This window comes from Corynebacterium tuberculostearicum, from assembly GCF_032821615.1.
GTDB lineage: Bacteria > Actinomycetota > Actinomycetes > Mycobacteriales > Mycobacteriaceae > Corynebacterium > Corynebacterium tuberculostearicum_H.
On sequence record NZ_JAVBIF010000013.1, the window covers coordinates 1 to 13716 of the forward strand.

Annotated in this window: 16 protein-coding genes; 9 read left to right on the forward strand and 7 right to left on the reverse strand. The window is 62.4% G+C overall.

Annotated elements, in window-relative coordinates:
- Positions 1–226: 226 nt before the first annotated feature.
- The 7 genes from hemL to RAE09_RS09105 all read left to right on the forward strand — a co-directional run bounded on the left by hemL (position 227) and on the right by RAE09_RS09105 (position 6597).
- The gene (hemL, locus tag RAE09_RS09075) at positions 227–1537 is read left to right on the forward strand and encodes a glutamate-1-semialdehyde 2,1-aminomutase (protein ID WP_316981524.1); all 1311 of its coding nucleotides are present in this window, start codon (positions 227–229) and stop codon (positions 1535–1537) included.
- Between the two features lie 22 nt (positions 1538–1559).
- Entirely contained in the window at positions 1560–2168 is a 609-nt protein-coding gene (locus RAE09_RS09080) for a histidine phosphatase family protein (RefSeq protein ID WP_239283012.1), read from the forward strand.
- Positions 2168–2779, forward strand: coding sequence for a TlpA disulfide reductase family protein (locus tag RAE09_RS09085; RefSeq protein WP_250413293.1), 612 nt, complete (start codon positions 2168–2170; stop codon positions 2777–2779). Before RAE09_RS09080 ends, RAE09_RS09085 begins: the two co-directional genes overlap by 1 nt.
- On the forward strand, positions 2780–3583 hold the full coding sequence (locus RAE09_RS09090; RefSeq protein WP_316981525.1) for a cytochrome c biogenesis CcdA family protein: 804 nt from the start codon (positions 2780–2782) through the stop codon (positions 3581–3583).
- A 7-nt stretch (positions 3584–3590) separates the two neighbouring features.
- Positions 3591–5222: a cytochrome c biogenesis protein ResB gene (locus RAE09_RS09095; protein WP_316981526.1), complete on the forward strand. Its 1632-nt coding sequence runs from the start codon at positions 3591–3593 to the stop codon at positions 5220–5222.
- Positions 5223–5316: 94 nt separating this feature from the next.
- The gene (gene ccsB / locus RAE09_RS09100) at positions 5317–6336 is read left to right on the forward strand and encodes a c-type cytochrome biogenesis protein CcsB (protein ID WP_316981527.1); all 1020 of its coding nucleotides are present in this window, start codon (positions 5317–5319) and stop codon (positions 6334–6336) included.
- Positions 6337–6597 (forward strand): helix-turn-helix domain-containing protein, encoded by a 261-nt coding sequence (locus tag RAE09_RS09105; RefSeq protein WP_049358704.1) that lies wholly within the window; start codon positions 6337–6339, stop codon positions 6595–6597. It begins immediately after the preceding gene.
- Here RAE09_RS09105 and RAE09_RS09110 read toward each other — a convergent pair.
- Positions 6594–6839 (reverse strand): hypothetical protein, encoded by a 246-nt coding sequence (locus RAE09_RS09110; RefSeq protein ID WP_316981528.1) that lies wholly within the window; start codon positions 6837–6839, stop codon positions 6594–6596. The two genes, RAE09_RS09105 and RAE09_RS09110, sit on opposite strands and share 4 nt — an antisense overlap.
- Positions 6840–6877: 38 nt before the next feature.
- Here RAE09_RS09110 and RAE09_RS09115 point away from each other — a divergent pair, with 38 nt between their 5' ends.
- Positions 6878–7204: a DUF4229 domain-containing protein gene (locus RAE09_RS09115; protein WP_084279006.1), complete on the forward strand. Its 327-nt coding sequence runs from the start codon at positions 6878–6880 to the stop codon at positions 7202–7204.
- On the opposite strand, the gene RAE09_RS09120 is transcribed toward RAE09_RS09115, so the two are convergent.
- Complete coding sequence (locus RAE09_RS09120; protein ID WP_248099191.1) at positions 7201–8091, reverse strand: 1,4-dihydroxy-2-naphthoate polyprenyltransferase; 891 nt, start codon at positions 8089–8091, stop codon at positions 7201–7203. The two genes, RAE09_RS09115 and RAE09_RS09120, sit on opposite strands and share 4 nt — an antisense overlap.
- A 214-nt stretch (positions 8092–8305) precedes the next feature.
- Here RAE09_RS09120 and RAE09_RS09125 point away from each other — a divergent pair, with 214 nt between their 5' ends.
- Positions 8306–8977: a metal-dependent transcriptional regulator gene (locus RAE09_RS09125; RefSeq protein WP_034656208.1), complete on the forward strand. Its 672-nt coding sequence runs from the start codon at positions 8306–8308 to the stop codon at positions 8975–8977.
- Here RAE09_RS09125 and menE read toward each other — a convergent pair whose 3' ends face one another.
- From menE to RAE09_RS09150, 5 genes are read right to left on the reverse strand one after another with little or no spacing between them, the layout of a single operon-like run.
- Positions 8978–10111, reverse strand: a complete 1134-nt coding sequence (gene menE, locus RAE09_RS09130; protein ID WP_005322961.1) for an o-succinylbenzoate--CoA ligase — start codon at positions 10109–10111, stop codon at positions 8978–8980.
- Positions 10112–10167: 56 nt separating this feature from the next.
- Positions 10168–10995: a metal ABC transporter permease gene (locus RAE09_RS09135; RefSeq protein ID WP_023020499.1), complete on the reverse strand. Its 828-nt coding sequence runs from the start codon at positions 10993–10995 to the stop codon at positions 10168–10170.
- Complete coding sequence (locus RAE09_RS09140; RefSeq protein WP_023020500.1) at positions 10995–11828, reverse strand: metal ABC transporter permease; 834 nt, start codon at positions 11826–11828, stop codon at positions 10995–10997. The genes RAE09_RS09135 and RAE09_RS09140 overlap by 1 nt, the downstream gene beginning before the upstream one ends.
- Complete coding sequence (locus RAE09_RS09145; protein WP_070732066.1) at positions 11825–12511, reverse strand: metal ABC transporter ATP-binding protein; 687 nt, start codon at positions 12509–12511, stop codon at positions 11825–11827. The genes RAE09_RS09140 and RAE09_RS09145 overlap by 4 nt, the downstream gene beginning before the upstream one ends.
- Positions 12512–12517: 6 nt before the next feature.
- Complete coding sequence (locus tag RAE09_RS09150; RefSeq protein ID WP_023020502.1) at positions 12518–13684, reverse strand: metal ABC transporter substrate-binding protein; 1167 nt, start codon at positions 13682–13684, stop codon at positions 12518–12520.
- Positions 13685–13716: the final 32 nt, after the last annotated feature.

A 13716-nucleotide genomic window follows, 5' to 3' on the forward strand; every position in this document is an offset into this window, starting at 1 on the left:
TGCCAGGAGGGGGCGTCGGCAAGCGGGGTGGCGCCCACCGAGGTAGGCAGCGGCCGATCGGGCTCGGGCTGGGCGCAGCCGGCGAGGCAGAAAGCGGCCAGGATGGCGAAAATGAGAGTGCGCTGCATTGAAAATCCCCCCGAATTGAAAAGTGCAACGCCCCGAAGTTTAGCGGCTGACTGTGAATCGCGCACTCCAACTTTTGTATAGCGCGCGAATCGCTAGAATGTCAGACATGCCTAATACTTCCCAGTCGCAACAGTGGTTTGAGCGTTCCTCCAAGGTGATTCCGGGCGGGGTGAACTCGCCGGTGCGCGCATTTGGCTCCGTGGGCGGCCAGGCCCGCGTGATTGAGCGCGGCGCGGGCTCGCGCCTGTGGGATGCCGACGGCAACGAGTACGTTGACCTGGTCAGCTCCTATGGCCCGATGATTCACGGCAACGCGCACCCAGAGATTGTGGAGGCCGTGCAGCAGGCCGCAGCGGGTGGATTGAGCTTTGGCTCGCCCACCGAGGGTGAGGCTTTGCTGGCGGAGGCCATTGTGTCGCGCACCGCGGCCGATAAGGTGCGCATGGTCAACTCCGGCACCGAGGCCACCATGTCCGCGGTGCGCCTGGCCCGCGGCTACACCGGCCGCGCCAAGGTGCTGAAGTTCGAGGGTTGTTACCACGGCCATGTGGATGCGCTGTTGGCCTCGGCTGGTTCCGGCGTGGCGACTTTTGCGCTGCCGGATTCCCCGGGCGTGACGGGTGCGACGGCGGCCGATACCATCGTCGTTCCCTATAACGATATCGAGGCCGTGCGCGAGGCATTTGCGCAGCACCCGGGCGAGATTGCCTGCATCATCGCGGAAGCCTCGGCCGGCAACATGGGCACCGTGGCACCAGAAGAGGGCTTCAATGCCGCGCTTGCCGACGTCGCCCATAGCGACGGCGCCCTCCTCATCCTCGACGAGGTCATGACCGGTTTCCGTACCTCCTATCAGGGCTGGTACGGCGTCGATGGCGTGGCGGCGGACTTGGTGACCTTCGGCAAGGTCGTCTCCGGTGGCCTGCCGGCCGCTGCTTTCGGTGGCCGCGCCGAGTTCATGGACTACCTCGCGCCGGACGGTCCGGTCTACCAGGCCGGTACGCTGTCCGGTAATCCGGTGGCCATGGCCTCTGGCCTGAAGTCTTTGGAGTTGGCCGATGAATCGCTCTACGAGCGCCTGCAGGCCAACGCGGACCGCCTGACCGGCATGATTTCCTCCGCGCTGTCGGCCGAGGGCGTAGCGCACCACATCCAGCGGGCGTCTTCGATGTTCTCCATCCGTTTTGCCGAGGGCGAGGGCCGCAACTTTGCCGATATGCAGGCGGCCGAGACCTTCCGCTTCACCCCGTTCTTCCACGCCCTGCTGGATAACGGCATCTACGTCGCACCAAGCCCATTCGAGACCTGGTTTGTCTCGGATGCACTTACCGACGCCGACTTTGAACTCATCGAAGCCGCCCTCAAGCCCGCCGCCCAGGCTGCGGCCGCCGCGCGTCCCGCACATTAAGTCCCGCACACTAAGGAGAGACATGACACGCACCATCGTTCACCTCGTGCGCCACGGCGAGGTCCACAACCCGGAGAAGATCCTCTACGGTCGCATCCCGGGCTATCACCTGTCCTCGCGCGGGCATTCCATGGCGGCACGCACCGCGGAGTCCTTCCGCGACCACGATGTGACTTACCTGGCGGCCTCGCCGTTGCAGCGCGCCCAGGAAACCGCGCGGCCGATTGCGCAGGTAACGGGGCTAGACGTGGACGTCGATAAGACGCTCATCGAGTCCGGCAACCGCTTCGAGGGCCTGCGCACAAAAGGCCTGCGTTCCGCGCTGTGGAACCCGCGCCGCTGGCCGCTGCTGGTCAACCCGCTGGAGCCCTCGTGGGGCGAGCCCTATGAGCAGATTGCCGAGCGCATGCTGGGCTCCATCGAACGCGCCCGCACCGCCGCGGCCGGCCACGAGGCGATCTTGGTCAGCCACCAGCTGCCCATCGTGATGGTGCAGCGCACCGTGCTGGGCCAGCGCCTGCCGCACGCGCCGTGGAACCGCGAATGCGACCTGGCCTCGGTTACCTCCCTGCTTTTCGATGACAACCAGGTCACCGATATCTTCTACTCCTCGCCGGCCCAGGAGATTTAATGGCACTACAACGCAAACGCGCGATCGGCGCGGTGCTGGCGGCGGCAGCCATCGCGCTGCCGCTTGCCGGTTGCTCGCAGGATGCCGATAACGCGCAAAACGCGGTTGCTACCGGCGGAAACTTCGAGTTCATCACGCCCGGCGGCGAAAAGGTCATCAACTACGAGGAATCCGAGCGCAAGCCGCTGCGCACCTTCTCCGGCGAGGATGTGCGCGATACGGATAAGACCATTTCCCTGGAGGACTTTGAGGGCGAAATCGTCGTGCTCAACTCCTGGGGCCAGTGGTGCGCCCCGTGCCGCGCCGAGGCCGATGACCTCCAAGAGGTCCACTCCGAGCTACAGAAGCGGAAGATTGGCACCGTCTTGGGCATCAATGTGCGTGACTATAACCCGCAGGTGTCCAATGACTTCCTCGAAGACAACGGGCTGAAGTATCCCTCCATCTACGATCCGCCGTTTAAGACCGCGGCGGCCCTGGGCGGCGTGCCCACGTCCGTGGTCCCGACCACCATCGTCTTGGATAAACAGCACCGCCCGGCTACGGTCTTTTTGCGGTCCATCACCGCCCAAGACGTGATGGACGTAGTGGACAAATTAGAAAAGGAATAAATGGACAACGCAGCGAGCATCGGCAACTCTTTTGCCGAGGCCGCGACCTCCGGCCCTCTCATTCTGGGCCTGTTCGCGGCCGCCGTGGCGGGGCTGGTGAGTTTTGCCAGCCCATGCGTCATCCCACTGGTGCCCGGCTATATTTCCTACCTGGCCGGCGTGGTGGGCGGCGAGGTTACGTTTGACGGTGAGTTGGGGGTGGGCGTCGGCAAGCGCAGGCAATGGGCCGTGGTACTGGCCGCCGCCTTGTTCATCCTGGGATTTACCGTGGTTTTCCTGCTGGCGACGGTCTCCGTATTCGGCGCGATTTCCGTGCTCCGGCTCAATGAGGAGACGCTCATGCGCATCGGCGGCGGCGTGACCATCCTGATGGGTGTGGTTTTTCTCGGCGCGATCCCGGCGCTGCAGAAGGACACCCGCATGGCACCGAAGCGTTGGACCACCTGGCTGGGCGCGCCGCTGCTGGGCGGGATTTTCGCGCTGGGCTGGACGCCGTGCCTGGGACCAACGCTGGCCGCCATTATTTCCGTATCGGCCGGCACCGAAGGCATGACGGCCGCGCGCGGCGTGCTGCTCATCATCTTTTATTGCCTGGGCTTGGGCCTGCCGTTCCTTCTGGTGGCGCTGGGCTCCGCGCGGGCGATGCGCTCGATTTCGTGGGCCCGCAAGCACTCGCATACCATCCAGATAATCGGCGGCGTGGCCATGATCCTCGTCGGCCTGGCCCTGGTAACCGGCCTGTGGGGCGAGTTTATTAGCCTCATCCGCCAGTGGACCGGCAACTTTGGCGCAACCCTGATTTAGGAGAGACGTGAAATATTTCCGCAAAGCCTGGCATTGGCTGACCAGCATGCGCACGGCACTGGCGCTGCTTTTCTTGCTGGCGCTGGCCGCGATTCCCGGTTCCTTGCTGCCGCAGCGCGACCTCAACGAGCAGAACGTGCAGGACTTCATCGAGTCCAACGGCAACGTGGCGAAGATCTACGACAAGCTGCAGCTTTTCGACGTCTTTTCTTCCGTCTGGTTCCAGGCCATCTTCATTCTCTTGGCCATTTCCCTGGTGGGCTGCATCCTGCCGCGCTCCTGGGATCACTACAAGGCGTGGAAGACCCCGCCAACGCGCGCGCCGAAGTACCTCCACAAGCTGCCGCTGGCGGCCGAGGGGCACTCGGATAAGAGCGAGGAAGAGCTCTCTGCGGAAATCAAAAAGCGCCTGAAGAAGTGGCGCGTGGCCGAGTACGACCCAGAAGAAGACCGCGCCGGCGTGCATACCTTCTCCGCGGAGCGCGGCTACGGCCGCGAGCTGGCCAACCTCATTTTCCACGTGGCGCTGGTGGCCATCTTGGTCACCGTCGCCGCCGGCCGTTTGGTCAACTATGAGGGCCAGGTCATCGTGGTCACCGAGTCTGGTTCGCAGGGCGGTGGCCAGACCCTGGACCAGTCCACGGAGTTCTGCAATACCTCCACGTCCAACTTTGACTCCTTCCGCGCCGGCCCGCTTTTCGACGGCACCGGTCTCCACCCCTTCTGCCTCATCGCCCATGACTTCGCGGCCGAATACCTGCCCAACGGCCAGGCGGAGATGTTTACCTCCAACGTTTCCTACGCGGAGGGCGAGGACATCTACAAGGATGACTCCGAGTGGAAGGATTATGAGCTTAAGGTCAACCACCCGCTGCGCTTGGCCCACAACCGCGTCTACTTGCAGGGCCACGGCTACGCGCCGACGGTCACGGTGGAATGGCCCAATGGTGAAAAGCGCACCCAGACCATTCAGTTCCAGCCGAATGACACGACCTTCTTCTTGTCCTCCGGCGCGATGCGCTTCGACCCACCGGCCGGCATGCACCCGGATCTCTATGACCGCCGCCAGAACCAGATCGCCATCCAGGGCCTGTTTGCGCCCACGGCCGAATGGGCCGGTGAGAACGGCAAGCTGCTGCAGTCCTCCTACCCAGGTTTGCAGGATCCGGCCATGGCCATCGATATCTACCGTGGTGATGCCGGCTTAGATACCGGCACCCCGCAGTCTTTCTTCTCGCTGGATCCAAACCTGGTGCACTCCGGCCAGCTGCGAAAGATTGACCGCGTGAACCTCAACCAGGGTGAGGATGTCACCTTGGACGATGGCACCAAGATCACTTTCAACGGCGCCAGCGAGTTTGCCAATTACCAGGTCTCTTATGACCCCTTCCAGAAGTGGGTTCTGGTCTCCGCGCTGGTAATGCTCATCTCCTTGGTGGGTTCGCTGGTGATTAAGCGCCGCCGCGTCTATATCCGCCTGCGGCCGAATGCAGCCGGCGGCACCGATGTGGAGATGGGTGGTCTCGCCCGCACCGACCGCGCCGGTTGGTCAGAGGAATTCCACGAGTTGCACCGCGCGCTGCTGGAGCTGCCGGACCCAGACGAGGTCGAAGAAGACGAGCTTTATACCGATGATTAGTACGTCGGACTAGTCCAACAAAAGTTGGACTAGTCCATTTCGCTGAGTAAGGTAATCAGCACTATCCCCGCACGTGTATTGGCTAGGAGCGTTCATGCAGATCGATCAGAATCTATCTAATTTCTCGGATATCGCGGTGCAGACCGCCTTTGTGGTGTACTGCGTCGCGCTCTTTATGTCGCTGTTCTACTACGGCCGCATGCAGGGAATTATCGAGGGCCGCCGTGCCGTGAAGTCCCAGGCCGCTAAGGTCTTGGTGGGGGCGGGCGCTGGGGGCGTCGATAAGCAGAGCTATGCGGGCGAGGTGGCCCAGTCCTCTTCCGGTATCACGGAAGGTGAGCTGAAGGAGAAGGAGCGCAAGGCCGATAAGCTCGGTGGCATGACCAGCGCGCTGATGTGGGTGGGCATTGCCCTGCACGCCGCGGCGATTGTGCTGCGTGGCCTGGCTACCGGCCGTTTCCCCTTTGGCAACTTGTACGAGTACGTGCTGATGGTGAGCTTTGGTGTGTTGTTGGTGGGCAATATGGCCATGCAGCGCAAGGAATGGCGCACCGTGTGGCCCTGGCTGCTCACCCCGGTGCTGGCCCTGATGTTTTATGGTTCCACCAAGCTCTATGCTGAGTCTGCCCCAGTGGTGCCGGCGCTGCAGTCGCACTGGCTGCCCATCCACGTCACCGTGGTTTCCTTGGGCGCATCTATCGGTCTTATTTCCGGCATTGTCTCGCTGCTGACCCTATTCCGTATGGCACAGCCGAAGCATGCCGAGCATGGCTTTTTCGGTGCTGTAGCCCGCCCGTTGCCTTCGGCCGCGAAGATTGACCAGCTGGCCTATCGCTTGGCCGTGATCACCCTGCCGACCTTGGGTCTGGGCCTCATCTTGGGTGCTATCTGGGCCGAGTCCGCGTGGGGCCGCTTCTGGGGCTGGGACCCGAAGGAAACCGTCTCTTTCGCTACCTGGATCCTTTATGCCGCTTACCTGCACGCGCGTGCAACGCCGGCGTTCCGCAAGGCTGCGCCGTGGATCAATGTCATGGCGATGGCGTTGATGGTGTTCAACCTCTTCTTCATCAACATGGTTGTGTCCGGCCTGCACTCCTATGCGGGGCTGAATTAAATGGCGGAGCATACGAGCCCGCGCCATAAGCTAGGCAAGCCGGCTGGTGATAATGCGGTGATTTTGGGGCTGGGCGCGCAATTTGCGGAACGTCGCCGCGAGTTGGGTATTTTGCAGCAGCAGCTTGCCGACGCCGCCGGTATCTCCCGCTCCACCCTCCACACCATTGAGCACGGGGGCGCGGGCGTGCGGTGGGAAAAGATTACCGCCGTGGCCGAGGCCCTCGGCTTGGAGATGCGCTTCGTGCCGAAGGAATCCTAATCCTTCTCGCCGTCGGTGTCGCGATTGCGGCGCTGGCGGCGTTTTTCTTCCTCTGCCTCCTGTGCGCGGCGCTGTTTGAAGCGCTCCTTTTCTAAGTTCCAGAGGAATTCCTCATCATCGTCGGGTCCCTTGATAGCGCGGGGTTGTTCCACCTCGCGCTTTTTCCATGTGTTGGGCCCGAAGGCCTTCCACACCAAGTAGGCGGCGAGGACAAAGAGTAAAAGGAGGATGATTCGGCCCATGCGTGGAATTCTACCTGCACCGCGTACAATCAACCCCCATGACGCATAACCCTGAGCCACCCAAGCCGGACCCAGAACTGCGCCGCCGTTCCCGTGCGGCGCTGTGGAAGTATGGGCTCGCCCGCGTAGTGCTTTTTATCGCTTTGACCGTGGTGATCGAGCTTTTGTCCATCGCCATCCGCTTTCCCATCCCGGTGCTCGTCTCGGCGCTGTTGGCGCTCTTCGTGGCGCTGCCGCTATCGATGCTTATCTTTAAAAAGTGGCGCATCGAGGCCACCCAAACGCTGGCCGAGTACTCCGCCCAGCGCAAGGCCCACAAACGCTGGGTCCAGGCGGAACTGGAAGGCCGCGCCGCGCAGGATTAGACGATGATGAGTGCGGCGGCCTCGATAACGGCCCACAGGAGCATCGCGCGGCCGGTCAGGCCGAGCACGGGGATAAGCTTTGGTCCTTGAGCGCCGCGATTGACGGTGCGAATGGCACGCAGCGCGAAGGGGAAGTAGACCAAGCCGGCGAGTGCGAGCCAGCTGCTGAAGGCAATGCCAATGGTCAGCAGGAATGGCAGAAGGAGCAGCACCGTAAAGAGCAGGCGTGCCTTCTCATTGCCGAGGCGTACGGCGAGCGTAATCTTGCCAGTTTCAGCGTCGGAGGGAATATCGCGGATATTATTGACTAAGTTCACCCCGGAGCTCATCGCGCCGATGCCCACGGCCAGCGCGAGGCCCGACCACGACAGGTGGCCGGCTTGGGTGAATTCGGTGCCGAGCACGGCGACGAGCCCGAAGAAGATAAAGACAGCAACCTCGCCGAGCCCGCGATAGCCATACGGGTTCTTGCCACCGGTATAAAACCACGCGCCGGCGATGCATAGCGCGCCGACGAGGATGAGCCACCACGCATGCGCCGCGAAGGAGAGCGCGATGCCGGCGAGCCCGGCCACGGCGAAGGCGGCGAAGGCCGCGAGCTTTACGTGCTGCGGGCGGGCCAGGCCGCCGCCGGTGAGGCGCTGCGGACCGGTGCGGTCATCGTCGGTGCCGCGGATGCCATCGGAATAGTCATTGGCATAGTTCACGCCGATGATAAGTGCCCACGCCACGATGAGGGCGAGGAGCGCGCGGCCGAAGTGCGCGCCGTCGGCAGCCGCTGCGGCACCAGTACCAGCGATGACTGGGGCGAAGGCATTAGCCCACGTGTGCGGGCGTGCGCCTTGGAGCCAGTCTTTGGCAGTTGCGGGATAGGCAGAAAGTGACATGTCAGTTATTGTGCCACGCCACCGCGGGCATGCTGTGCACAAGGGACGTACACGGCGGATATATAAAAGCCACGGGTATGGCGGAAGCGCGTCGTACGTACCCAAGAAAGGACGGCTGTGGGCCACACCCGTGACAAAAGTTCAATGCGTTGAACTTTCTTAAAGTTATCATGTGAATCGCTCGCGGGGCAAGGCCGTTACTACGATGAATGTCATGCATTTAAGCGATCTCCCTGAACGTACCCAGGACTACCTCAAAGTCCTGTGGGACCTCTCCGAGCACTCCGGCGGCGCGCCCATCGCGCTCAAGGAGCTGGCGGGGCGATTGAACCAAAAGGTGCCCACGGCGTCGGAAGCCGTAAAGCGTCTCGTTGCCCAAGGGCTGGTGGAACATGAGCGCTACGCTGGCGTTTCGCTGACCCCAGAGGGCCAGGCACTGTCCATGGGCATGGTCCGCCGCCATCGTCTCCTCGAGACCTTCTTGGTCAAAGAGCTGGGGTACACCTGGGACGAGGTTCACGAGGATGCCGATCTCCTCGAGCATGCATGCTCCGATCGCTTCATCGATCGACTCGATCAGCACCTGGGCCATCCTCAGCGCGATCCCCACGGCGATCCCATCCCCGACGCGCAGGGCAGCATCGAGGACCTTGGCACGCTCACGCTTGACGACGTTCCCCTTCACACCCCTGTCACCATCGAGCGGGTATGCGACGGAGACACCGAGCTGTTGCGCTACCTCGACAGCCATGGCGTCGGCCTGGGCGTCGAGGTCGTAGTCGATTCCCGCGTTGCGGGCCTGCTCAACCTGCACGCAGGGGACGAGGAGTTCTCTCTTGCGGAAGTCGCGGCCGCCGACGTGACGGTGCGCGCTAACGAAGTCTAATCAGTTCTTAAAGAGCCCTGCGACACCACGACGGTCCACCTTGCCGGGGCCGGTCAGCGGCATCTCAGCAATGCGGATAATCTCGCGCGGAATCTGCCACCGAGGCAGGTCATCGAGCGCTTCGAGGATGTCGGTGCGCGAGGCCCAGCCGGTGTAAGCTGCGGCGATCATCTGGCCAAGACGTGGATCAGGGATGCCCACCACGCATACACTGTCGACGCCCGGTACCTGCAACAAGAGCTGTTCCAGTTGTTCTGGGTGCAACTTCAACCCGCCCGAGTTGATGATGCTGTCCAGACGTCCAGTGACGGTGAGTTGACCGTGGGCGTCGAGCTCCCCGGCGTCGGAAGTTGCGAACCAGCCACCGACGAAGTCGCGCGATTCCACATTGCGGTAGCCCTGCGCAATGGTCGGCCCGCCCAGGAAAATGCGGTTATCTTCCCCGATGCGCACCTCGGTGCCGGGCAGGGGAGTGCCGTTGTAGACGCAACCGCCCGCAGTCTCCGAGGAGCCATAGGTGGTTACCACGGTGATGTCGAGCTTGCGCGCAGATTCCAATAGCTGGGGATGTGGCGCTGCTCCACCTACCAGGATGGAGTTGAAACGGCGCAGTGCTTGGATGCCGTCCAGCGAATCGAGTGCCTTGTGCAGCTGCATCGGTGTGAGCGCGGTGTACATGCGGTCCTCGGTGTGGGCGAGTTCTTCTGCTGCGCGGGCGAACTCGGTGATGTTAAAGCCTTGGGACAGGTCGAGGCACAGTGGCTCCACACCCGCCACCAACGAACGCACGAGCACCTGGATGCCCGCGATGTGGTGGGCGGGCATGGCCAGTAGCCATTGGCCGGGGCCACCCAGGAAAGAATGGGTGGCATCCGCACTCGCCACCAGGTTAAGCGGGCTTAGCTGCGCACCCTTCGGTGTGCCCGTGGAACCCGAGGTGGACACCACCAAAGCAATGTCCTCAGCAATCGATTCGCCCGCGCGCATGTGGTTGCGCAGCAATTCCGTCCGCGTGCGGTCCGCTGCGGGAAGGGGTAAGAGCGTGGTCTGCCCAGCGATGGCCTTCTCGAGGTCATCCAAAATTCCTGCGGGATTGCGGGGATCGACTGGGAGTGGGGCGAGGATATGAGTCACGAATAATCAGGTTACCCGGGCATATCGCTCGTCCCGGGAGGCGGCGCGCCGGGCGTTTAGAGCAAGGCGCGCAGCCCCATGCTGAGCAAATAGAACACACCCGCCAGCACCGCGATGCAGCCGCCCGCCGACAAACTGAGTGCGGCCGCCAGCCAGAGCCCGCCGCATGCCAGCGCAATGCCCGCGATACCGGCACCGAGCATGAGCTGGGTCGGGCGCTTGATCCACGGCTGCAACGCCGCCGCCGGGGCTACCAGCAGCGCCAGGGACAAGATAGTGCCCACTGCGGGAATCACCACCACCATGGTCACGCTGATAAGCGTGAGGGTAAGCAAGTCATAGCGGCCGGGCTTTCCGCCTTGTGCGCGGAAGGACGTCTGGTCGAAGTAGAAGGAGACTAACGTCCGGCGAAATGCCACCAGCACGCCAAGGCTGACCACCACCAGGGCGCCGACAAACCAGACATCCTGCGCATTGACAGTGGTCAGCGAGCCCACGAGAAAGCTATCCACGTGGATAGGTAGCGGTTGGAACCAGCGCAGCAACAAGATGCCCAGGGAAAATCCCAAGGTGAGCGTCACGCCGGCGGCAGCGGTCGAAGAAATGCCCTCGACGGTACTCAACCACCGCATAAGCCAGGCCAAAGGCAGGCAGAACAGTGCCGCCCCCACCATCAAACCCGTGGAGAGATCCAAGCTCAGAAGGTTGGCCACTACTACACCGAGCACCGCGCCGGGGAAGATTCCGTGCGACAGGCTCTCAGCGAAAAAGACGCGCTTGCCCATGACCATCAAGGTTCCAACTAAGCCAGATAAACATCCCACAGCGATGGCCTCAAGGAGGGGCATCCGCAGGATCTCTGGATCAAGATGAGACAGTCCCATTAGCTAAATACCCCCTTCAAGCCCGCTAGCGGCACGGTGGCAACCAGCATCAAGCTGACGATTGCCTGCGGCGAAATCTGGTGCGTGGTTTGGGACAGCATGATGGCAAATCCAACCACCACTGCCAGCGTGGACAAACCCGCAGCCCAGAAGCACATGCTGCGCGGGGATCCTGCGATCAAGCGCGCCGAGAGGCCTGGAATGACAATAAAACCGATAACCAGCAACACACCCACTGCCGAGCTAGCCGCCACCACGATTAGGCCAACCGCGATATTCGCAATGAGCTCATAAGCCGCCACGTTGATGCCCATGGCGCGGGCCGCTGTGGTATCGAAAGCGACGAGAATCTGCATGCGCCAGGTTGTCAGGATGAGTAGTGCCGCAATCACGCAGAGCGTGACGGAGGTTGCCAGCCTGGACTGCGTGACGTCGAGAAGCCGGCCAAACATGAGGGCCTCCAGCTGCCCGGACTTGTCGCCATAGGCCAAACTGATGACCACGCCGATGCCGTACATAAAGGTCAGCACCACGGCCGTTCCGGCTTCCATATCCAGCTTCTGCGCTGACTGGCCCTGCCCAGAACCCAGAGAAGCCAGCACCAGCACCGTCACCGTGGCCACCGCGGCCGCACCCGGCACGATGCCCGGGATGCCGCCCACGATGAGCCCTACCACGATGCCCGGAAAAACCGAGTGCACGAGGGCTTCCACCGTAAATTCCATGCGGCGGAGATTAACGAGGACGCTAATGGCAGCTCCCGCAATCGATAGGCACAGCAGGAAGAGGAAAGCATTGCGCAGGTACGGGGCGAAGAGAATCTGCTCTATCACAGTCGCGCGCCTTGCTCCATATAGGTTTCCACTGCTTCCTCGGTTCCCATGGTGCGGACCTTGCCGTCGATCACAAACGCCGCCCAGTCGCAGGTGTGCTGCGCCAAGATGGGGTCGTGAGTGGAGACGAGCAGGGCGATTCCTGCTTCCTTGAGATCCGCAATGATCTGAATCAGGATTCGGCGGCTTTCTTGATCAAGCCCGTTGAAGGGTTCGTCGAGAAGCACCAGCTCCGGGGCCGAAACCAACGCGCGCGCGATGAGCACGCGCTGGCGCTGCCCTCCCGAGAGCTGGCCAAACCGCGTCTCGGCGAGGTGCTCCATCCCCACTTGTCGCAGGGCATTGAGTACATGGCCGCGATAGCTACGCATGCTCGTGCACCTATGCCACCAGCTCACTGATGGCAAAAGGCCCATTTCCACGACCTTGTAAGCCGTGACGGGAAAACTCAGGTCGGAGTCTTGGTACTGCGGGACGTAGCCGAGCGAGGCGTCGATGGTGGCCATGCCGCGCAAGGCAGCCAGGCCAGTGATTGCCTTGAGCAGCGTAGACTTGCCCGCGCCGTTGGAACCTAGGAGCGCCACGGCCTCGCCCGCGCGGATCTCAAGGTCAACGTCGGTGAGGATATCCCGGGCGCCATAGCCGCAGGTGGCATTGTGCAGAGTGACTAATGGGGAAGACATAAAGAGCTACTTGCGCTTGGCGAAGTCGAATTCCTGCAGCGATTCTGGCAACGGTTGCTGCTTGGAGTCCCAGGCGCTGACCAGGGTGTTGATGTTGTGGACGATGGATCCGATGTAGGTCTCGCCCTCACTGCCTGGCACACCTAGCGAGTCGCCGTACAAAGCGTCGTCGGATGTAACCGCCTTGACGCCTGCGGCGCGGGCGATGGCCTCGATGGACTTCGAGTTGTTGGAATTCTCCGCAAAGATGGCCTTGGCGCCGGACTCGCGGACCTTCTTTACCTGCTCATCGATGTGGCTCGAGGTGGCGTCCTGCTGGTGGTTGAAGTCAGACAGTGCGGAGCCGATGAATTTCACGCCATACTCGTTAGAGAAGTAGCCGAAGGCGTCGTGGGAAGAGAAGAGCACGCGGTCTTGCTCAGGAACTGCGGACATGGAATCGCTGGCCCACTTGTCGAGGTCCTCCAGCTGGTCGGTGTACTTCTTGCCGGCGGCGGTGAAGGCGTCCTTGGCCTGCGGGGAGGCCTGGGACAACGTGTTGACGATGTTGTCGACCTGAATCTTGGCCTGCTTCGGGGAGGTCCACACGTGCGGGTCGTACTTGAATTCTGGGGCCTCGCCGTCCTCCCCCGGGAAAGGCCACGGGCGCGGGCTCACGTGTTCGATGCCCTCGTCGATGGTGTACTTGCCGTTGCCATCGCCCATACCTTCGCTCTTGACGCCCGAGGTCACGGCCATGACGCCGTGGAAGCCGGAGGAGTCCACGGCTTGGTCGAGGAAGTGCTCGAGGTCGACTCCGTTGACGAACATGTAGTCGGCCTGGGAGAGCGCCTGCATCTGCTGTGGGGTCATCTCGTGCTCGTGGGCGCTGGCGTTGGGGGCGAGCAAACAGGTGAGGTCGAGGGTCACTGGGCCCTCGCCGGAGGTGGTCTCTGCACCTTGGGAGTCGACCTTGTGGAGCTTGACGCCGCCGGCGGCTATCTGGGTGAGGTAGTCGCAGATCTGGGTAGTCGTGGCCACGGCCTTGACGGTGTCGCCGTCCTTCGGCTTTGCAGCGTCGATGGATTCCTTCGAGGCGCTGCAAGCGGCGAGGCTGGCGCCGAGTGCGAGGGCGCAGGTGCCTGCGAGAATGCGCTGTAGGGGCCGGCGTGGGGTGCTGTGATTTGAGTTCATAATGAACTTCCTTTGTATTAGGAGAAGTGAAC